Origin of the sequence: Pseudotabrizicola alkalilacus, assembly GCF_003443995.1 — a bacterium.
GTDB classification, from domain to species: domain Bacteria; phylum Pseudomonadota; class Alphaproteobacteria; order Rhodobacterales; family Rhodobacteraceae; genus Pseudotabrizicola; species Pseudotabrizicola alkalilacus.
In genome coordinates this window covers 1-21,449 of record NZ_QWEY01000016.1, presented here as the reverse complement: position 1 = coordinate 21,449, position 21,449 = coordinate 1, and the positions used below count along the sequence as shown (strand labels likewise).

At 59.6% G+C, this 21,449-nt stretch carries 15 protein-coding genes and 1 pseudogene; all 16 read left to right on the top strand.

Features of this window, described 5'->3' with window-relative positions:
• The first annotated feature begins 13 nt into the window (after positions 1–13).
• The 16 genes and pseudogenes from D1012_RS20045 to D1012_RS19965 all read left to right on the top strand — a co-directional run bounded on the left by D1012_RS20045 (position 14) and on the right by D1012_RS19965 (position 20,949).
• Positions 14–1,384, top strand: coding sequence for an MmgE/PrpD family protein (locus tag D1012_RS20045; protein WP_118155911.1), 1,371 nt, complete (start codon positions 14–16; stop codon positions 1,382–1,384).
• Positions 1,385–1,390: 6 nt separating this feature from the next.
• The gene (locus D1012_RS20040) at positions 1,391–2,746 is read left to right on the top strand and encodes an MmgE/PrpD family protein (protein ID WP_118155910.1); all 1,356 of its coding nucleotides are present in this window, start codon (positions 1,391–1,393) and stop codon (positions 2,744–2,746) included.
• Positions 2,747–2,764: 18 nt separating this feature from the next.
• Positions 2,765–4,123 carry an MmgE/PrpD family protein gene (locus tag D1012_RS20035; RefSeq protein WP_118155909.1) on the top strand — a complete coding sequence of 453 codons (1,359 nt, stop codon included), beginning with the start codon at positions 2,765–2,767 and terminating at the stop codon, positions 4,121–4,123.
• Complete coding sequence (locus D1012_RS20030; RefSeq protein WP_118155954.1) at positions 4,123–4,716, top strand: glutathione S-transferase family protein; 594 nt, start codon at positions 4,123–4,125, stop codon at positions 4,714–4,716. Before D1012_RS20035 ends, D1012_RS20030 begins: the two co-directional genes overlap by 1 nt.
• Positions 4,717–4,902: 186 nt before the next feature.
• Positions 4,903–5,594, top strand: a pseudogene (locus D1012_RS23070) (IS3 family transposase); the annotation flags it as partial.
• Positions 5,595–5,910: 316 nt separating this feature from the next.
• Positions 5,911–6,885 carry a substrate-binding domain-containing protein gene (locus D1012_RS20015; protein WP_118155906.1) on the top strand — a complete coding sequence of 325 codons (975 nt, stop codon included), beginning with the start codon at positions 5,911–5,913 and terminating at the stop codon, positions 6,883–6,885.
• An 81-nt stretch (positions 6,886–6,966) separates the two neighbouring features.
• The gene (locus tag D1012_RS20010; protein ID WP_233517210.1) at positions 6,967–7,992 is read left to right on the top strand and encodes a galactitol-1-phosphate 5-dehydrogenase; all 1,026 of its coding nucleotides are present in this window, start codon (positions 6,967–6,969) and stop codon (positions 7,990–7,992) included.
• 21 nt (positions 7,993–8,013) lie between these two features.
• The gene (locus D1012_RS20005) at positions 8,014–9,531 is read left to right on the top strand and encodes an FGGY-family carbohydrate kinase (RefSeq protein WP_118155905.1); all 1,518 of its coding nucleotides are present in this window, start codon (positions 8,014–8,016) and stop codon (positions 9,529–9,531) included.
• Positions 9,528–10,514, top strand: a complete 987-nt coding sequence (locus tag D1012_RS20000; protein ID WP_118155904.1) for a sugar-binding transcriptional regulator — start codon at positions 9,528–9,530, stop codon at positions 10,512–10,514. The genes D1012_RS20005 and D1012_RS20000 overlap by 4 nt, the downstream gene beginning before the upstream one ends.
• Positions 10,511–12,001, top strand: a complete 1,491-nt coding sequence (locus D1012_RS19995; RefSeq protein WP_118155903.1) for a sugar ABC transporter ATP-binding protein — start codon at positions 10,511–10,513, stop codon at positions 11,999–12,001. Before D1012_RS20000 ends, D1012_RS19995 begins: the two co-directional genes overlap by 4 nt.
• On the top strand, positions 11,994–12,980 hold the full coding sequence (locus D1012_RS19990; RefSeq protein WP_118155902.1) for an ABC transporter permease: 987 nt from the start codon (positions 11,994–11,996) through the stop codon (positions 12,978–12,980). The genes D1012_RS19995 and D1012_RS19990 overlap by 8 nt, the downstream gene beginning before the upstream one ends.
• An 18-nt stretch (positions 12,981–12,998) precedes the next feature.
• The gene (gene deoC, locus D1012_RS19985; protein WP_118155901.1) at positions 12,999–13,952 is read left to right on the top strand and encodes a deoxyribose-phosphate aldolase; all 954 of its coding nucleotides are present in this window, start codon (positions 12,999–13,001) and stop codon (positions 13,950–13,952) included.
• 10 nt (positions 13,953–13,962) lie between these two features.
• A complete protein-coding gene (locus tag D1012_RS19980) occupies positions 13,963–16,311 on the top strand; it encodes an aldehyde dehydrogenase family protein (protein WP_199489578.1) in 2,349 nt (782 codons plus the stop codon).
• A 610-nt stretch (positions 16,312–16,921) separates the two neighbouring features.
• Complete coding sequence (locus tag D1012_RS19975) at positions 16,922–17,752, top strand: gluconate 2-dehydrogenase subunit 3 family protein (protein ID WP_118155900.1); 831 nt, start codon at positions 16,922–16,924, stop codon at positions 17,750–17,752.
• A 2-nt stretch (positions 17,753–17,754) separates the two neighbouring features.
• Complete coding sequence (locus tag D1012_RS19970) at positions 17,755–19,524, top strand: GMC family oxidoreductase (protein WP_118155899.1); 1,770 nt, start codon at positions 17,755–17,757, stop codon at positions 19,522–19,524.
• A gap of 12 nt (positions 19,525–19,536) precedes the next feature.
• Positions 19,537–20,949, top strand: coding sequence for a cytochrome c (locus tag D1012_RS19965; protein ID WP_118155898.1), 1,413 nt, complete (start codon positions 19,537–19,539; stop codon positions 20,947–20,949).
• Positions 20,950–21,449 lie beyond the last annotated feature (500 nt).

Here is a 21,449-nt window from a genome sequence, read left to right as displayed (position 1 = left end):
CCAGGAGAACAACTTGTCTTCTTTTACACTCTCCCTGGCGGGTCTTGCCGCCGGGCTGTCTTTTCGTGACCTGAGTCCAGTGGCCATCGGCTGGGCGAACCGTGCCTTTGCCGATACTGTCGGTTGCGCCCTTGCCGGGGTAGGGGAGGAGGTGCTGCAGAAGGTCAGTTCCGTGGTGCCGGGCAACTTAGGCCCCGCGATGACCTTTGGTGAGGCCCGTCGCCTGCACCCTTTGGATGCGGCGCAACTGAACGGTGTGGCCGCTCATGCGCTGGATTTCGACGACTGCAACATGGAAATGGACGGGCATCCTTCGGTCTCAATTGTGCCAGCCTTGTTGGCGCTTGGCGACCAGCTTGACAGCAACGGCGAAGATCTTCTGGTGGCCTATGTTGCGGGGCTCGAAGCAGAGATCCGGCTGGCACGAGTCTCGAATCCGGCCCATGCAGATCGTGGCTGGCATCCGACAGTTACCTTTGGCGTGATCGGGGCGGCAATCGCGTGTGGACGACTTTTGCGGCTGGACGCGTTGCAGATGGCAACTGCGATAGGCATTGCGGCTTCCTCCGCTGCGGGATTGCGGGCCAATTCTGGCACGATGACAAAGCCGTTCCACGCGGGTCAGGCCAATCGAAACGGGCTGCAAGCGGCATTGCTGGCGCAGGCAGGAATGACGGCCAATCAAGGCGTTCTGGAGCACCGTTTTGGTTTCATGGCCTGCTTCGGCGGCGCCGTACCCGAAGGGCCGGAGTTGGTTCTGGAAAACTGGGCACAGGACTTTGCACTGCTGTCGCCGGGTCTGGCCATCAAGCAGTATCCCTGCTGCGCCTTTGTCCACTGCGCCATTGATGCTGCTGCAGAACTGCATACGCTGGTGGATGTGGCGCAGATTAGCGAGATCCGGGTAGTGCTGCACCGTAAGCGGTTGAAGAATATTGATCGCCCGCGCCCAAAAGACGGTTTGGATGCAAAGTTCTCGACACAATATCTGACTGCACGCGCCCTGATCGACGGCACGGTGACGCTGGAAGATTTCAGCGCTGCCCGGGTCTTTGATCCGGGTTGCGCCGCCCTTTCCCAGCTTGTGCAGATCATCCCACATGAAGCCGCCGATCTGTCATCTGCCACGGTCCGGCTTTGTCTGACCGATGGCCGGATGCTTGATGCAAGCGCGAGTGTCGCAATGGGGCGCGGTCCCGCGAACCCGATGACAGAGGCACAATTTGCCACCAAGTTTCTCGACTGTGCCGCAGTCAGCCTTTCGAAAGATCGGGCAAAAACGCTTCTTGGCGCTCTGCTGGATCTGCCGGCACAACGCTCGGTCCGCCGCCTGACCGCAATGATGCAGCCAATTGCCGCCCTGGAAGCGGCCCTGACGGAGTGAGCCCGGATGTCATTTTCACTTGAGTTTGCAAACCATATCATTGCGCTGGACCCTGCCAGGTTTGAAGACGAGGCAAAACGCTGGGCGATCAATGCCATCGCCGACATGATCGGCTGCACCCTTCTGGGCGCACGGTCCGACGCCGCAGAAGCAACGCTGTTATCCGGCATTTATGGTGCCGGAGATTGCCTTTTGCTGGGCAGAAAGCAGCGTTTGTCCCGGCTTGATGCCGCGTTTGTCAATGGAACTGCGGGCCATGCGCTTGACTATGATGACACCAGCAAATCGCTGTCAGGACACCCTACGGTGATTATCGTTCCGGGCCTGCTGGCTTTGGCAGAAACAACGGGCGCATCGGGCAAAGACTTTGTCGATGCCTATGTCATTGGCTTTGAAGCGGCGACCCGCTTTGCACGGGGCGTCAACTTTCAGCATTACGAAAAAGGCTGGCACCCGACGGCCACCTTGGGCATTTTCGGGGCGGCGGTTTCGGCGGGGTATCTGTTGAAACTGAACGCTCAGCAATACGCACACGCCCTTGCGATGTGCGCCTCCCTTGCCTCGGGCATCAAGGCGAATTTCGGCACATCAACCAAGCCGTTGCACGCGGGTATCGCGGCGCGCAACGGATTGTTTGCAGCGCTGATGGCGGCAAAAGGGGTCAACGCATCCCCCGTCGCCTTTGAACATGCGCAGGGTTTCTGGGAGGTGTTCAACGGTGCCGGCAACTATGACCCCGAACGCTCGCTGAAGGATTGGGCGCAGCCACTTGACCTCTTGGCTCCTGGCATTTCGATCAAGAAGTATCCTTGCGTCTATTCGGTTCATGCCGCGATTGATGCGGCTATCGCGCTGCACACTTCCGAAGTGCCTGACAGCTCGGTTGTCACTGATATCCTTGTCCGCATGCACCCGCGCCGGATGCTACCGCATGTGATGAACCCTGCCACCTCGGCATTGAATGCGAAATTCTCGTTGTCCTATGCCGTCGCTCGGGGTCTGGTGAATGGCGCGGTGCGACTGGATCACTTTGAGGACGCAGCGCTGCACGATCCCGAAGTCACGCGGATCATGGGCCTGATCCGACTGCAACCCCTGGACGATTCCGCCAGCGATTATGGGGGGGAGGTGCATGTGACCCTTGCCGATGGTCGAACGGTCTTCCACACGGTTGATGCGCCTTTGGGCCGTGGGCCCGAAACGCCATTGCCACAAGACATGCTTGCCACCAAGTTCCTTGATTGCGCCGCAGCCACCTTGACCGACGCCGGTGCCGCGCAAGTCTTTTCCATGCTGATGGATCTCGACCGTTTGGAAAGCATGTCCAATCTGACCGCCGCCATCGAATCCGTAACACGTTAAGCCGCTGGAGAGACAGAAATGACCTTTGCAACCGATCTCGCCACCCGTGCCCTGAGCATTCACATCGACACCGTTCCACCAGAGGCAATCCATATCGCGCGCCGCGCTTTTGCTGATACGGTCGGCGTGGCTTTGGCGGCGTTGGATGCCCCCTATCTGGCCACGCTGGAAGACGTGCTTGATGCCTCGCTGTCAGCCAAACAGGCAACGCTCTGGGGACGGGGCGGGCGGAAGACCTCTGTGCTGCACGCCGCCCTGATCAATGGAACCGCGGCGCATGCGCTGGACTTTGACGATTGCTCGACCACGATGGGGGGGCACCCCTCTGCGCCCATCGTGCCGGTGGTGCTGGCCTTGGCCGAGCATCAGGCGGCCACGGCGGGCGAAGCCATCGAAGCCTATCTGACCGGGGTGGAGGTCTGCACGCGGATGGCACGCGGGCTGTTGCCGCATCACTATGAAAAAGGCTGGCACCCGACCGCGACGCTGGGCGTATTCGGCGCGACAGCAGCTGCGGCCCGGATGATGAAATTTGACGAGCACCAGATGGCGACGGCCCTGTGTGTTGCGGTTTCGATGGCCTCGGGCCTGAAGTCCAACTTTGGCACGCCTGTCAAACCGCTGCACGTGGGTCAGGCAGCGCATAACGCGGTGATGGCAGCGCTGCTGGTATCACGCGGCATGGATGCGAACCTGTCTGCCTTTGAACATACCTATGGGTTCTTCAATCTGTTCAACGGCGAAGGCACCTATGACGCCGAAGCAATCCTGGCCGACTGGCAAGGCGAGATGGAGGTGCTCAATCCCGGCATCGCGATCAAGCAGCATCCTTGCTGCGGCTCTGCGCATTCTGCCATCGACGCCGCTCTGAAACTTGTCGCCGAACACGGGCTGTTCGATCCTGACAACATCGTAGCCATCGAAACAGAAACCCACACGCGCCGGCTGGCCCATACCAACCGCCCGGAGCCGCGCACGGGCCTTGACGCAAAGTTCTCGGTGCAGTTCCTGACCGCCAAAGCTCTGGTTGATGGTCATATTCGGTTGAACGATTTCGACGATGACACCTTCCTCACGCCTGTTCTGTCTCGCTTGTTGCCAAAGGTCAGCTCCGCCGCCCATGACGACGCCAACGCCTATCTGGGTCGAGTCAAGCTGACGCTCCGCGATGGCCCTATTCTGCAAGCCGAGGCAGAGACACGGTTTGGCCGCGGTCCGGGCAACCCGATGAGTGACGCAGAGCTGTTCGGGAAATTCAGCGATTGCACCGCGCAGGCTCTGCCGGGCGAGCGGGCCAGAAAGACCTTCGCGGCCTTCATGGCATTGCAACCCCATGACAGCATGAATGCCGTCTTCGGCATGATCGGAGGAGAATGATGATCCGGGTCTTTGGACGGAGCGGATCGTCAAATTCCGCAAAGGTGTTCTGGCTGCTTGACGAATTGGGTCTTGCTTACGACCTGGTCGAGACAGGGGGCAAACATGGCGGCAATGATGCGCCCGACTTCCGTGCCAGAAATCCCTTTGGCAAAGTGCCGGTGGTCGAGGACGATGCAGGCAGCTTTTGGGAATCGAATGCGATCCTGCGTTATCTGGCCTCGCGCCATGGCAATGGCGCGATCTGGCCAGAAGCGGCGGCCCAGCGGGCGCAGATTGATGGCTGGATGGATTGGGCCTCTCTTTCTCTGGCCGCGCCGCTGACACGGCTGCGGAAATCACGTGCGGCCGGAAAGGGGGACGGCGATTTACCCGCCGTCGTCGCGGCCTTTACGCAACTGGATGCGCAGCTTGCCCGTGAACCCTTCATCGCTGGCAAGGCGCTCACCTTGGCCGATATCACCGCCGGGCCCTCGGTGCACCGTTGGTTCCTTCTCGAAGGCGCGCGCCCCCCGCTGCCCTGTCTGGAGGCATATCATACCATGCTTCTTCGCAATGCGGGCTATCAGACCCATATCAGGATCCTGACATGACAGTGCAGCGTAGGCAGGGTGCGCTCGTCTTTTGAGTTGCAGCGTTTGTCGGGGCGCACATTTGCGAGATCTGTGGCAGCAATAGGCAAGCGCTCGGTGCAAGTGTTCCTCGGCTGCACGCCTGTCGCAATCTGGACTTGCCCGGAAAATGTGGAGAGCACCAACTGAGGAACTAGGAGGTGTTCTATGGGAAACGGGAACAGACCGACGCCGGAGTTTCGGCGTGAAGCGGTGCGGCTGGCACTGACCAGCGGCCGGACGCGGCGGGAGATCGCGGTGGATCTGGGCATCGGGCTGTCGACGCTGACGCGATGGCTGAGCCAAGAGCGCGATGTCAGGGAGCCGAGTGAGGCACCGATCGATCTGCATGCCGAGCTGAAGCGGCTTCGGCGTGAGAATGCGGTCCTGAAGCAGGAGCGCGACATTCTAAAAAAAGCCGCGGCCTTCTTCGCGAGGGAGGGAAATCGGTGAAGTTCGCCTTCATCGATGCAGAGAAGGCCAGCTTCCCGATCAGCCAGATGTGCCGCGTCCTTGGGGTCAGTCAGAGCGGCTTCTTTGCCTGGCAGGAACGGCCCGCTTGTCGTCGCCAGCAGCAGGACATGGTCTATCTGACGCATAACCGGACGGCCTTCGCGCTGTCGAACGGGACCTATGGCAGCCCGCGCATGCACCGCGACCTCGTCGACGAGGGCCATGAGATCGGGCGGCATCGCACGGCACGCCTGATGCGCGAGAACCAGTTGATCGCGCGGCAAAAACGGCGCTTCAAGCGGACGACGGACAGCGAACATGCTTGGCCCGTCGCGCCGAACCTTGTGGCACAGGACTTCACGGCGGACGGCCCGGATGTCTGTCGAAACGATGGTGCTCACGTTTCGTGCAGAGCGGGGCGTCAGGCACCTATCTGCGGTCTTTTCGCAGATGCAGAATACTGCATTTACTGCTCTGCACTGCAGCATTTGGAATCGCGTTCCGTCACACCATTGATCACAGATTGAAAGGCCAGCTGGATTTTCTCATAAAAAATTCATTTCTAACAACATGTTAAGAGACATTTTTGCGAGCCACATTCAAAGTTGTTGACAATCCGAGCATCTCTTGGCCCTCTTAAAGCAGCATTAGTGGTAAAATATCACATTTGCTGTAATAACGGAACTCACCGCTTCTGAACTTGCTCGTTCCAGGGAGGAACCCATGATCAATCGCCGCACTGCTGTGGCCGGCCTTGCCGCTGCCGCCTCCATCCTTGCACTTTCCGTTCCGGCGTATGCCGAAGGGCTGAAGATCGGCTTCAGCCAGGTAACTCTGCAATCGCCGTTCTATGTCCAGTTGAAAGACGGTGCCGAAGCGGCAGCAACGGCGGGCGGAGACACGTTGATCTTTCTGGATGCCAACGGCGATGTTTCCAAACAGAATGATGACATTCAGGATCTCATCACCCAAGGTGTGAACGCCATTATCATCAACCCGGTCAACCCCGACGCAGTTATCCCGTCGTTGGAGGCTGCGGCGTCCGCAGGTATCCCGGTCATTACCGTTGACCGTTCGGTGAACGGCGGCGGGGTCAAGGCCCATATCGGTCGCGACAACAAGGCCATGGGCCAGATGGTTGGCGAGGCGGTCTTGGCCCGCCTGAAGGCCGACGGAATTGAAGCCGCCCAGATTATCGAAATTCAGGGTGATGCCGGTGGTTCGGTCATGATGGATCGCCGCGACGGCTTTCATGCTGCCTTTGAAGGCACGGGCCATACCATTCTCGCTGGACCCTATGCCGAATACATCCGCGCCAATGCCGTGACTGCGATGCAGGATCTTTTGCAGGCCAATCCGGATGTGAAGGTCGTGTATGCACACAACGACGACATGGCGCTTGGCGCCATGCAAGTGCTGACCGAAAATGGCCGGGACGGTGTACTGGTGGCGGGCGTCGATGGTCTGTCCGAAGCTTTGCAGGTCATGGCGGATGGGGGATCGTATGTGGCGACGGCGCTCAACGACCCGAAATATCTGGGCGATGTGACCATTCAGGTTGCCCGTGAAGTGGCGGCAGGCAAAGAGGTCCCGGCCTTTGTCGATGCAGGTTCGCAGGCAGTGACCGCGGCCAACGTGGCCGAGTTCCCGCGCGACGCCCTTTTCGCAGAGTTCCGGCCAGAGGTTCTGGGGAACTGAGTCGACTGTGGGGCGAAAGCCCTGTCAACCGGGCCGCCGTTTGCTCCCCGGCGGCCCACTTTCATTTTCAGGAAAGTCTAGATGATGCGCGCAGCTGTGCTTTACACTCCCGGTGATATCCGGCTGGAAGATGTCGCCAAACCCAGCCCCGCCCCTGGAGAGGTGTTGCTGCGCGTGGCCGCAGTTGGCGTCTGTGGTTCTGATCTGCCGCGCATGCTGACAAAGGGTGCGCACAAGATGCCGATCATCTGCGGGCATGAATTTTCGGGTCACATCGAGGCCCTTGGCAACGGTGTCACAGGCTTTGCCGAGGGCGATTTGTGCACGGTCCCGCCCATGCTGCCCTGTGGGGTATGCGACCAGTGTGCGACAGGCGATTTTTCGCGCTGCCGGAACTATGATTACTTTGGTTCTAGACGGGACGGAGCCTATGCGGAATGGGTGGTTGTGCCGGATGCCAACCTGATGAAGGCCCCTGCAGGGACAGATCCACGCGCTGCCGCGATGGTGGACCCTGCCTCGATCGCGCTGCATGCGATCTGGAAGGCGGGCGGCGTCAGGATGGGCTCTCGCGGTGCTGTCATCGGGTGCGGACCCATCGGGCTTTTCGCGATCCAGTGGATGCTGCTGATGGGCGCAACAGAGGTCGTGGCAATTGATGTGTCGGCTGAAAAGCTGGCGCAGGCCCAACAGGCCGGAGCTACGCACACATTCCTTGCAGGCGAAACGATTCCCCCCGGTCTTCTTGCGGATATCATTGTCGAGGCTGCCGGCCATCCGTCATCTGTGAACGCAGCGGCCTTGCTGGCTGCGCCGGGGGGGCATGTCGTGTTCATCGGCATTCCGGTTGGTGATGTGACTTTGCACAACAAGACTTTTCAGCATTTCCTGCGCCAGGAAGTCTCGCTGCACGGATCGTGGAATTCGTTTGGCGCCCCTTATCCCGGCCCGCAATGGACGGTGACGCTGGACAAGCTGGCGTCAGGTGCCCTCAAGTGGGATTTCATGATCAGCCATGAGCTGGGACTGGAAGATCTGCCCGCAATGTTCGACCGCTTGAAGTCGGAAAAAGGCATGTTCTTTTCCAAGATCATGTTCCGCCCGTAACGGGCAGCTTTGGGGGGAGCCGTGGGTTATATTCTGAGCTTTGATTTCGGCACCGGGGGGGTGCGGGCAGGCGTATACGATACCAATCGTCGCTTTATGGTGGCGATGGCCGAAGCGCCATATCAAACACTCTACCCCCGCGCCGGTTGGGCGGAACAAGATCCAGCCGATTGGTCTGCGGCACTTCGGGTGGCCGGGCGCGATGCGCTGGACCGTGCTGCTGTGCGCTCGGTGGAGGCCGTCTGCTGTGGCACGACGGCATCTACAGTCGCCGTCTGCCTGCGCGACGGCACGCCCCTGCGACCCGCCCTGTTGTGGATGGACTGCCGCGCTGAAGCCGAAGCACGCGAAACCGCCAGGTTGACGCATCCTGTGATGCAATACTGCGGGGGTTCCGATGCCGTTGAATGGCTTGTGCCCAAGGCAATGTGGCTTAAGCGCCACCAGCCTGACATCTGGTCAAGGGCAGAGGTGATCTGCGAGGCGCTTGATTATGTGAATCATGACCTTACGGGGAAATGGGTTGCCAGCCGGATGAATGCGGCGTGCAAGTGGAACTATGACAGCGCCAAAGGTCAGTTCTGCCCCGAAGTCTACGATGCGCTTGGCATCGCCGATCTGCTGAACCGCCTGCCACAGGACGTGATCCCCGTGGGTGGCCGTATCGCGCCGATGCGGGCCGAAATGGCCGCTGATCTGGGTTTGACCAACCTGCCCATGGTCGCGCAGGGCGGCATAGACGCCCATATTGGAATGCTTGGTGCCAATATCGTTGCACCGGGCGGCATGCTTTTCATTGGCGGAACATCGGTGGTGCAGCTGACGCAACTGGGTGGCCTGGCAGATGTTTCGGGCTTTTGGGGGCCTTACCCCAATGCCTTGACCGATGGCCATTGGCTGGTGGAATGCGGGCAGGTTTCTGCCGGGTCGGTCATGCAATGGCTGGCAGGCACCATTTTTGGCTTGGACGGGACAGGGCAGGGCGCGCTGATCGCTGAAGTAGCGGCGACCCCTGCGCGGGCCGAAGGACTTCTGGCGCTTGACTACTGGATGGGCAATCGCACGCCCTATCGTGATGGTGCCCTGCGCGGTGCAATGCTGGGCCTGACGCTTGGCCATGGGCGCGCCGATATCTATGCGTCGGTTGTCGATGCAGTGGCCTTGGGGTCAGCGAATGTGTTGGCCTGCCTGAACGAGCGAAAGGTGCCGATCGGCCGCGTGGTGCTGGCGGGTGGAATCGTCAAGAATGCGGCGTGGTTGCAAGCCACGGTAGATGCCTTGGCGCGTCCGGTGCACGTGGCGCGTGAAGACAATTTGTCATTGGTGGGGGCTGCGGTCGCTGCTGCCTCGGCCGTCGGGCTCTATGGCTCTGTGGCGGAGGCGGCGCGGGCCTTTGAATCGCCAAGCCACGAGATTCTGCCAGATCCTGCCCGCTCGGAGTATTTTGCCCGCACGCTGCCGCTCTATCGTCAGGCGACAGAGGCTCTGATGCCAGTGATGCACGAGCTATCCAGCCGCCAGACCGAGAACAAGCGATGAGCAACCGCGCGCCCTATTCGCAACGACTGCCGTCGGACGAAAGCCGCGATCATCTGATGGTACAGGTGGCCAAACTGTATTTTGACATGGACCGGACGCAAGCCGAGATTGCGCATGAACTTGGTCTGACCCGATGGCAAGTTGGCAAGCTGCTGACCAGCGCCCGCGCGGAAGGCATCGTCAAGATCGAGATCACACCGCGTTCCAGCCGCAAAACTTCGCTGGAGGTTGCGTTGCAAAATCGGTTTCAACTGCGTGACGCAGTTGTTGTTCCGATGGGGGACATCACTGACCCGTCACTGCTGATCGACTCGGTCGGGCAGGCCGCTGCGCGTTATCTGGCGGGAATGAACCCGAAACCAGATCTGCTGGGTGTGAGTTGGGGGCGGACGATGGCGGCGGTTGCGCGGGCCCTGCCACAGGACTGGAACATTGGCGCACAAGTGGTTCTGGTGAACGGCAATTCGGCCTTGCATGTCACGTCAACGCGCACTTCGGCGGTCGCGGAGGAGTTTGCGCAATCAGCGGGCGGGCAGGCCACGCTTTTGCCGGTGCCTGCGATCCTGGGCAAGTCTTCCACCCGCGATGCGTTGGAACAAGACCCGATCATTGCAAGAGTGCTTGCCTTGGCAGAAGCCGCGCCGGTGGTCTGTTTCGGCATGGGGGGGCTGTCGCACCAGTCGGTGCTGACCGACTCTGGCTATCTGACCCAAGATGATATCGCGCGGCTCAAGGCATTGGGGGCAGTGGGTGATATCCTTGGTCGCTTCGTCGATGCCGAGGGCAGGGTCGTGGATGCAGATCTGGACAACCGGACCCTTGGCCTGCGGCTTGATCATTTGTGTGAAAAGGAATGGGCCATCGGGGTAGTTGCAGGGGCCGAGAAGCACTCTATCGCCCGTGCGGCGTTGCTGGCCCGATATGTTTCTGTCCTCGTAACGGATGAGACCACGGCCCACAACATTCTGGAGGAGACGCCATGAGGCCTGTGTTGGAACTGCAGGCGCTGTCAAAGCGCTTTCCGCCCAATATCGTGGCCCTTGAAGAGGCGCACCTGACCGTGTTTCCTGGCGAGGTCCACTGCTTGCTGGGGGCCAATGGTGCAGGCAAATCGACTTTTCTGAAACTATGTGCCGGAGCGATGATGCCATCTGGTGGCGACATCCGTGTCGAGGGCCGTGCTGTGACTTTCCGGTCGCCCTCGGATGCTGCAAGAGCCGGGATTTCGATGATCTATCAGGAGCTTGACCTTGTTCCCCAAATGACCGTCGCAGAGAATCTGTTTCTTGGCCATCCGCCCCGCCGTTTTGGCATTCTTGACAAGGCGGCGCGTCGGAGGCGTGCGCTGGCGGCACTCGCACGGGTCGGTGCGACCTTTTCGCCTGATGTGATGGTTGGAAGCCTGTCTGTCGCCGGGCAGCAACTGACGGCGATTGCACGGTCGCTGACGCGTGAGGCCAAGGTTATCATCATGGATGAACCCTCGGCTGCGCTGAACGAAACAGAGCTGAAATCTATCTTCCGGGTCATCCGCGAGCTGACGTCGCAGGGTGTGGCCATTGTCTATGTCAGTCACCGGCTAGGGGAATTGCGCGAAATCGGCAATCGGGTAACGGTGCTGCGGGCAGGCAGGACGATCGAAACTTTTGACGTGGCGGGCACGCCGGATTCCGTTTTGGTTGATGCCATTCTGGGTGACAAACGCGCGTTGGTCGAGCGCCACGAACGGCCTGCACTGTCGGCAGATGTTGTGCTTGAGGTTGATCGACTGACCGGAGCAGATGGCCTGGATATCCGCGGCTTTGACCTGCGGCGCGGCGAGATTGCGGGTCTGACCGGTCTGAACGGCGCGGGGCGCACGTCATTTCTGAAGGCTCTGTTCGGTGCATTGCCACATCAGGCGCAAATGCGCCTGAAGGGACAGGATTATGCACCGCGCAGCCCGACAGATGCGATCCGGGCGGGCTTTGGTCTGGTGCCGGAAAACCGCAAGACCGAAGGTCTGATGCTGGATGCCGCGATCTACAAGAATGCTACCCTGCCGGCGATGCAGGGTGACTTCTGGACGCGCCACGCCAAACGCCGGTCAGATGCCGTGGCGGTGTTGCGGCAGCTTTCTACCAAGTACGGCCATCCGGACCAAAAGGTGATCCAGCTTTCCGGCGGCAACCAGCAGAAGGTTGTGCTGTCGAAATGGCTGATCAAAGGGTCAGAAATTCTGCTTCTGGATGAACCCTCGCGCGGGCTGGACATCGGGGCCAAGGCCGATCTTTACCAACTGGTTGATGGCCTGTCACGCAAAGGCGCTTCGGTGATCGTCGCGTCCTCTGAGTTCGAGGAAATCTATGCCGCCTGTGACCGGATCTGGGTCTTCCATGAGGGTCGCAACATCGCCTGCTACAATCCTGCCGACACAGATCAGGACACAATCCTGAAATGCCAGATTCTTGGGGAAAGACCAAATGACTGACCAGACCAGACCCTCTGCCGCCAGGCGTTTGATTGATCTTTGCATTGAATACAATTTCATTGTGATCTTTCTTGTCGTGGTCATCATTGCGACGCTGCTATCGCCGAATTTTCTGACAAGCGGAAATATTTCGAACCTGTTTCAACAGGCTGCGGTCACGGGTGTTGTGGCGGTGGGGATGACCTTTGTCATTCTGACCGGCAATATCGACTTGTCTGTCGGCAGTGTCTGCGCGCTGTGCGGCATGGTTGTGGCGGTCCTCTTGGTTGGGGGCTGGCCGATCTGGGCCGCTATTCTGGCCACCATCGCCATTGGCGCGGCCTGCGGCGCCGTTATGGGGGCGATAACGGCTTTGGCGCAGGTGCCAAGTTTTATCGTGACCCTGGCTGGTCTGGTTTCGTTTCGTGGTGTTACTTATTTGCTGACGGATGGCGTTCCGGTGTCGGGGCTGCCCGCCAGCTTCGCCGCCATTTCGGCCACTCAGATACCGCTGTTTCCGGGCTTTTCCCTGAGTTCGATGGCGGTGATTTTCCTGCTTCTGTGTGTGCTGGCAGGGGGGCTCTTGCGGCTGACCGTGGTGGGTGAGACGATCTATGCCACCGGCGGCAATCCCGAAGCTGCACGTTTGTCGGGCCTGTCGACCCGGGCGGTGCTGATTTTGGTTTTCGCCATGTCGGGCGTGATGAGCGCCCTTGCCGGGATCCTGTTGACTTCGCGTTTGCGCATTGGCCAGCCAACCGCCGCGCAGGGTCTGGAGTTGGATGCCATTGCGGCAGTGGTTCTGGGTGGAACGTCACTTTTCGGGGGGCGGGGCGGCATTTTGGGCACCTTCTTTGCGGTCATGCTGCTGCAGGTTTTGCGAAACATCTTCAACCTTCTGGGGCTGGGATCTTTCTATCAGATGACTGTTACCGGATTGATCATCGTGGCCGCCATCCTTCTTAACCGGTTTATCGACTTGCGCCGCGGGCGCGGCTGACCCAAGGAACCTTATCACATGACACATGAATTTCCCCGGATGACCGGGTCTGCCTTTGCGCCGGACTGGTTCGAAACCATGGCGGTCAATGCCTCCGCTGCCGAACGCAGGGCCGCGACCCTGACCACGCGCAGGACGGTAAAGAAAGAATTTCAGGCGGCCTGGCTGGCGCGTGCCATCACCTGCATCGACCTGACCACTCTGGCCGGAGATGATACAGCAGGACGTGTGCAAAGGCTTTGTGCAAAGGCGCGGGCACCTTTGCGCGGTGATCTTATGGCGGCTTTGGGTCTGGATCAGCTGACGGTTGGTGCCGTCTGTGTCTATCCGACAATGGTGAGCCATGCTGTGCGTGCGTTGGAAGGGTCGGGTATTCCTGTCGCGTCGGTCGCTACGGGGTTTCCGGCCGGGCTGACACCTCTGCCCCTTCGACTGGCAGAGATCCGTTATGCGGTTGAACAGGGGGCGGCAGAGATCGACATTGTGATCACGCGCGAACTGGTGCTGACCGGAAAATGGCAGGCCCTGTATGACGAAATTCGCCAGATGCGTGAAGCGTGTGGACCGGCGCATATGAAAGCCATCCTTGCGACCGGTGATCTGAAGACGCTGACCAACGTTTACAAAGCCTCAATGGTCGCCATGCAGGCCGGGTCGGATTTTATCAAGACATCGACTGGCAAAGAGGATGTCAACGCCACATTGCCGGTGTCACTTACGATGGTGCGTGCGTTGCGTGATTTTCGTGAAAGAACCGGCCAATGGGTCGGGTTCAAACCGGCAGGCGGGCTGAAAACCGCAAAGGACGCCATGAACTGGCTTGTCCTGATGAAGGAAGAAGCCGACGTCCGCTGGACGATGCCGGATCTGTTCCGCATCGGGGCGTCCTCCATGTTAGGCGATATCGAGCGTCAGTTGGAACACTATGTCACAGGCCGTTATTCTGCCGCAAACCGCCACGCGCTGGCCTGAGGGTAACAAGATGAAGATCAAGGATATCATGCAGACCATGGCTTACGGACCCGCGCCGGAATCCAGTGCCGAAGCCCGGGATTGGATCAAGACCCGCTCAGTGATCCCCCATTTCATTGGTGGAAAATTCCCTGCGCCCGAGGGGGAAACCACAGAGGTTTACAACCCGGCCACAGATGAGGTGCTGACCCGTGTTGCCCTAGGCACCGAAGCAGAAGTCGACGCAGCAGTTAAGGCGGCCCGTGCAGCGCTGCCAAAATGGACAGCGCTGGCCGGCCATGAGCGCGCGACCTACCTTTATGCGCTGGCCCGTCATGTGCAAAAGCGCGAGCGTTTTCTGGCTGTGCTGGAGACACTGGACAACGGCAAAACCATCCGCGAGACACGTGACATCGACATCCCCCTTGTGGCCCGCCATTTCTATCACCACGCTGGTTGGGCTGAGATGATCGAAAGCGACTTTCCCGGCCTTTCCCCTGTCGGGGTCTGCGGTCAGATTATTCCGTGGAACTTTCCGCTGTTGATGCTGGCCTGGAAAGTCGCCCCTGCATTGGCGGCCGGCAATACAGTGGTTCTGAAGCCAGCGGACCTGACACCGCTGACGGCCATGGCTTTTGCAGAGATTTGTGTTGAAATCGGCCTGCCTGCGGGCGTGGTCAATATTGTTCAGGGGGATGGCGCGACCGGAGCCGCGCTTGCGGGGCACTCGGATGTGAACAAGCTGGCGTTCACTGGTTCGACCGACGTCGGACGTGTGTTGCGCCGCCAATTGGCGGGTTCAGGAAAAAGGCTGTCTTTGGAACTGGGTGGAAAATCGCCCTTCATTGTGTTCGAGGACGCCGATCTGGATGCCGCAGTGGAAGGCGTGGTCGATGCGATCTGGTTCAATCAGGGTGAGGTTTGCTGTGCCGGCTCGCGCATCCTGGTACAGGAGGGCGTCGCCGAACGGTTCTTTGCGAAACTTGATGCACGGTTGCAAACCCTGCGGGTGGGCGACCCTCTGGACAAGACGATGGACATGGGCGCCGTCGTCTCACGCAAGCAACTGGCAAGGATCACAGCGCTTTTGGCTCAAGGTGAGGCAGAGGGGGCGACGCTGCGTCGTGCGCCGGTGATCCTGCCTGAAACCGGAGCGTTTTGCGCGCCGGGTTATTTTTCCGGCACGGCTCCGGCCCATACAGTCAGCCAGACCGAGATTTTTGGCCCGGTGGCCACGACGCTGACCTTCCGCACCCCCGATGAGGCAGTGACACTTGCCAATGACACGCGTTACGGCTTGTCGGCAAGCGTGTGGAGCGAGAACATCAACCGCGCGATCGAAACGGCGGCGGCGGTTAAGGCGGGTGTCGTATGGATCAACGCGACCAACATCTTTGATGCGGGTGCGCCGTTCGGTGGCATGCGTGAAAGCGGGTTCGGGCGTGAGGGTGGCCGTCTGGGGATGCTGGAATATCTGACCCGCCCGCAGATCGCCCGCAAACCGCGCCTGGAGCCTTCCGCGCCGGACATTGCGCCGTTCACCGGCAAAGCGGATCGTCCTGCTATCGACATCACGGCAAAACTTTACATCGGTGGCAAGCAGGTCCGTGCTGATGGTGGGCAAAGCTATACAGTCATGGGCAAGAACGGTGCCATCGGGCAAGCGGCCATGGCCAACCGGAAAGACATCCGCAATGCCGTCGAAGCTGCCGCCAAAGCAGGGGGCTGGGGCGGGGTTACGGCCCACAATCGCGCGCAGGTACTTTATTTCCTTGCCGAAAACCTTGAGCAGCGTCGGGCAGAGTTCGTCGCGGCTTTGACAGCCGCTGGCACACCCAAGCCGGGCGACGAAGTTGAGGCCGCAATCCGCCGCGCGTTTTGGGCCGCTGCGCAGGCAGACAAATTCGACGGGTCTGTCACGGCGACAAAATCTCGCCATGTGACGATGACGGTGAACGAACCCTTTGGCGTGATGGGCATTGTGGCACCGGATGAGGCGCCGCTGCTGGGTCTTTTGGCATTGATCCTTCCGGCCGTTGCGATGGGCAACCGCGTGGTGGCCGTGGCCAGTCAAAGCCATCCTTTGGTCGGAGCACGCCTGTATCAGGTGTTGGAAACCTCGGACGTACCAGCGGGTGTGATCAACCTTGTCACCGGCGAACGCGATGTGTTGGCAAAGACTCTGGCCGAACATGATGAGGTTGCGGCACTCTGGTACTGTGGCAGCGCCAGCGGCGCAGCGATGGTTGAGACTGCTTCGGTGGGGAACCTCAAACCGGTCTGGGCCGAGACTGGTGTGCGGGATTGGCAGACCCCAGACCCGGACCTGTTGCGCAAGGCCACCCAAGGCAAGACGATCTGGATTCCCTACGGAGCCTGATCTGCGGCGCATCATCGCTAAATTTGGTGGTATCCGTGCTGTCAGCATGGATACCATAGTCGAAGACCTTGAGCGCCCGGTAAAGGCTTTTGCCTGCTAGATGGGCATGCATCCCCCGCAAACCATTTACAACCCAGACTCCGGCTGAAAGGCCGAAGTCGCTGTCATAGACCTCAGCGACCAGTTCGGCGGCATCCGCAAAAGTCATGTACCACAGGAACGGGCCAGGCATTTCCTTCTGTGCTGGCGCGGTTGGCGGATGAATGACGCCCAGACCCAGGAACTCGGTCAAATCCTGTGTGAACGGATTGAACCCAGGCTTACACCGCTGCAAACCTCGTGCAGACGAACTGCCTCGACAGATGGGGGCCTTGGGCCTCTTGCCCGATAGGCCGACCAAGATCCACAGCGTGAACTTCAGAAAGAACCCGCAGGCACGTCTGCGGAGGTATTTTCAGAAACCGTCAGGAACATAAAGGCGAGCCGCAGGTTCGCATAGGACCATCGGCCTTGTTGTCTGCTTGCATGCGGGATTTCTGAAGGCGCTCAGGTCACCCGACCCGCCTCCGGATTCGTCAAGGCCTTTACCGCTCGCTACCGGGAGAAACTCATGAAAAACATTCTCATTCCGACGCGCCGGGCATTCCTGCAGGCGGGCGCAGCGGGCGTTGCTGCATCCGGCTTTCAGCCATTGTGGGCTCAGGAGCCGGTCGTCCCTCTGGATCAATACCAACCGGAGTTTCTGAGCGGCGCGGAATGGTCCTTCATCATGGCCGCGACAGCGCGCCTTATCCCGTCCGACGGTGATGGACCCGGCGCGATCGAAGCCCGTGTGCCAGTTTTCATTGATCGCGACCTGGCGGGGCCATTCGGGCAGGCCGCAGACTGGTACATGGAAGGCCCGCACGAGCCCGGCGCAAATCCTGACTTCGGCTATCAGACGCCCCTGACCCCCGCCGAAATCTACCGTGGCGGGATCGCGCGGTTCGATGAATGGTGCGTTGCGGAATATGGTGCCGCCTTTGCCGATCTTTCAACAGAAAGTCAGGATGCTGCACTGAACGCATTGGAGACTGATGCCGAGCGCGCCGAAGAAGCACTTGGCCCGGCTGCAGGCGAAGGTGAACAAGCGACCAATGAAACGGCAGCGTCGCCCGCAGGGCAAGGCGGTCAAGGCGGGGCAGGGGGCAATGAGAACGGCGCGCAAACGCAAACGACAGTGCGCATCATGCCTGATGAATTGCGCGATTTCTTTGCCTTGCTCGTTCAGAACACCAAGGAAGGGTACTTTTCGGACCCGAAATACGGCGGCAACCATCAGATGGCGTCCTGGGTCTATATCGGCTTTCCCGGTGCCCGCGCCAGCTTTCTCGAATGGGTAGACAAGGACAACATCCCCTACCCGCTCGGACCGGTATCCATAAACGGCGAGAGGGCATAAGCATGGCACGGCAAGATCCAAGAAAAGATGTCGTGATCGTGGGGCTGGGCTGGACCGGCGCGATCATGGGGATGGAGATGTGCGAAGAAGGGCTGGAAGTTCTGGCACTGGAACGCGGCCCTGACCGCGAAACGGTGCCGAACTTCCGGTATCCCGAGGTTGCGGACGAACTGCGCTTTGGTGTCCGGTTTGATTTCATGCAACGCGCGCGTCAGTCGACATTGACGATACGGCATAACACAAACCAGACCGCGCTGCCCTACCGCCGGTTCGGGTCGTTTTTGCTGGGTGACGGGGTGGGTGGTGCGGGCATCCATTGGAATGGCGTTCACTGGCGCCCAATGGCGGAAGAATTGCGCCTGCGCAGCTATGTCGAAGAAACCTTTGGTGCCAACATTATTCCCGAAGACATGCAGCTGCAGGACTGGGGAGTAACCTATGAAGAGATGGAACCCTTTCTCTATCGGTTCGAACAGGTAGCGGGGATTGCCGGGGTTGCTGGCAACCTGAACGGTGAAATCCAGCCCGGAGGAAACCCTTTTGAGGCACCGCGCGCGAATCCGTTTCCGATGCCGCCTCTGCCGACGACGCTTTCCAACCGGATGTTTGCCGAAGCGGCACAGGCAGCAGGGTATCACCCCTTCATAAAGGCAGCAGCCAATGCCAGCCAAGCCTATGTCAATCCTTATGGCATGCAGCTAGGCCCCTGTAACTTTTGCGGATTTTGTGAGAGATATGGTTGCCTGAATTACTCGAAATCGTCGCCACAGACCTGCATTCTGGACGCGCTCAAGCGCAAGCCCAACTTTCAGTATCGCACAGGTGCCGAGGTGTTGCGGGTCGAACTGGCAGAGGACGGGGAAACCGCAACGGGTGTCACCTATTTCGACGAGACCGCACAGGAAGAGGTGTTTCAACCAGCCGACATCGTGATCCTTGCCGCCTATCAGATGCACAACGTCCATCTCATGCTGCTGTCGGGCATCGGACAGCCCTATGACCCTGCGACCGGCGAAGGCGTGACGGGGCGGAACTACTCCTATCAGATGATGGGCAGCACGGCGGCATATTTTCGCGACATTGATTTCAACCCGTTCGTCGGCGCAGGCGCAAACGGCATCGCAATTGACGATTTTGCCATCAACCAGATCGACTTTGCCGCCGAGGGTTTCATCGGCGGCAGCTATATCAGCAACAGCCAGACCAACGGCCAGCCTATCCGGTCCTTGTCCTTGCCCGAAGGCACAAAAACATGGGGTGCCGAATGGAAACGAGGCATCGGCGAATGGTACGGGCGGTCGATGGGGGTCGGCACGCATGGGTCCAACATGGCCTATCGCGACACTTATATGGACCTTGATCCGACCTATACAGACCGGCACGGCAGGCCGCTGCTGCGGCTGACCTTTGACTGGAAACCGAACGAGATCGCGATGACGCAATTCATGCGCCAACGGATCGAACCGCTGGTGGAGTCGATGAATCCTACAAGCTGGACCTCAAGCTATCGCGAAGATGGGGCAAGCTACGACACCACCAGTTATCAGACCACGCACAATGTCGGCGGTACGGTGATGGGGAACGACCCGGCAACGTCTGCGCTCAACCGCTATTTGCAGTCGTGGGACGTTCACAACGTGTTCGTCATGGGGGCTGGCGCGTTCCCGCAAAACCTTCAGTACAACCCCACAGGGATGGTGGGTGGCCTGACCTATTGGTCTGCCGATGCAATCCGGCGCGACTATCTGCCGAACCCGCGCCCGTTGGTATAGAGGAGCCTTGCGATGAAAGCTTTTCTACGTGTCATTATTGTCGTAGCTGTGTTTGCCGTTATCGGGCTCGCATTGTTCATTTTGGTGCCGGTCCAGACGACTGGCCCCCAACAGGCTGTTGCAGGTGACTGGGAGCCTGCCGAAGGCGAGGGCTATTACGCGATGCGGCTGGCCGATTGCGCGGCCTGTCATACGGCAGAGGATGGCGTGCAATTTGCGGGTGGCCGCCCCATCGAAAGCCCGGTCGGCACGGTCTATTCCTCTAATATCACACCCGATCCAGAAACCGGGATCGGCAATTACACACTCGATGAATTCCGTGCGGCCCTTTACGATGGCATCCGTCAGGATGGCGCGCATCTTTATCCTGCGATGCCCTATGACAATTACAGGCTGATTTCAGAAACGGACGTACGGGCGCTTTATTCGTATTTCAAGGAGGAGGTGGCACCCGTCCAAAACATCGTCCCAGACAACGACCTCCCGTTTCCGTTCGATCAGCGCTGGGGGCTGCGGGCATGGAACTGGATCAATCTGCCCGATCCAGGGTTCCAGCCGATGTTCGATGACGAACAACTCAATCGCGGTGCCTATATCGTGGAAGGGCCGGGACATTGTGGTGCCTGCCATTCGCCGCGAAATGCGGTCTTCGGCCAAAACGGCTTTACCGCGCACGACGCTCCGTTTCTTACCGGCGGTGAAATTGCAGGCTGGACAGCGCCGGATCTGCGCGGGCCCGATAGCCCGCCGCAGCGCTGGGATGGCGAGCAACTGGCGCGTATCCTTGCCACAGGACGCAACGCACATGCCAGCATCGTGGGCGAGATGGCACTGGTTGTCGAGGATTCACTGCAATATCTCACCCCTGATGATCTGGCCGCCGTTGTCGCCTACCTGCGCCATATTGGAAATGACGGCCCTGCTGACGACGCGAGCGAAGATGGCAAGGCCGTCGCCGAAGACCCAGGCGCAACCAAGTTCGACATGCTTGTCGCGAGCGAAACCTCTGCAATGCTGACCTCTGCCAACCCGGAAATGGCACTTGGCGCGCGGCTTTATCTTGATAACTGCAACGCGTGCCATTTTGTGGACGGTCTTGGCGCAAGCGAGGTCTTTCCCGAACTCGACGGCAACCATCTTGTCAACGCGGATCAACCGACAGGTTTGATTCACATGATTATGTTCGGAGATACGCTTCCTTCAACCGGAATGCGGCCCATGCGTCTGCAAATGCCCGGCTTCGCTCATCGCCTGAGCGACGAAGAAGTGGCAGAACTCGCCACCTTTGTCCGCAGTGCCTGGTCGAACACCGCGGGCGCCGTCAGCGCCGACAACGTCGCCGAGATGCGCGACAACGGTAGCCTTAGCCTTGCGGGCGATATTGCGGCTCAGGCCGGACAATTTGTGACGGAAGAGAAAAACTGACCAATGAGCTCCTCTCCGATCTTTGGACAGCATTCCGGCTGCGCTATACTACGGCCTGGACGTGCTGATCGGTTTTGATCGCTCTGAAGTGGAGCAAGACGGCCAGATGTCAGTCTTGGGTCATGTGTGGGCGGCGGTCGTTGCAGAAGGTGGGGTTCATCGCCGTCTCGTCCTGCGGCTCACAGGAGAAAACCGCGAGATGGGCAGCAGGCGGTATTGCGCTCCGACCAACAGGCTTGGGTGTTTCTTCTCGATGATCCCGCGTCTTGCTTGCCGGTCCAGGACAGATCGCAGGTTCCGTCACTTTCTATTTCCGCGCGGAATGTCATCCTTCGAAGAACAGTTACATAACTACCATTATCGGATTCTTGCGTGTAGGCGCAAAGTAGAAATGTCCCATGTGAGCAAAGTTAAAGTGTCACCCTCCCTGTGTTGCCAGCTTGGCGCTTTGGAGGATGCACATGGGATGGGTCATGATGAGCGAGCGCGAGCTTGGGCGG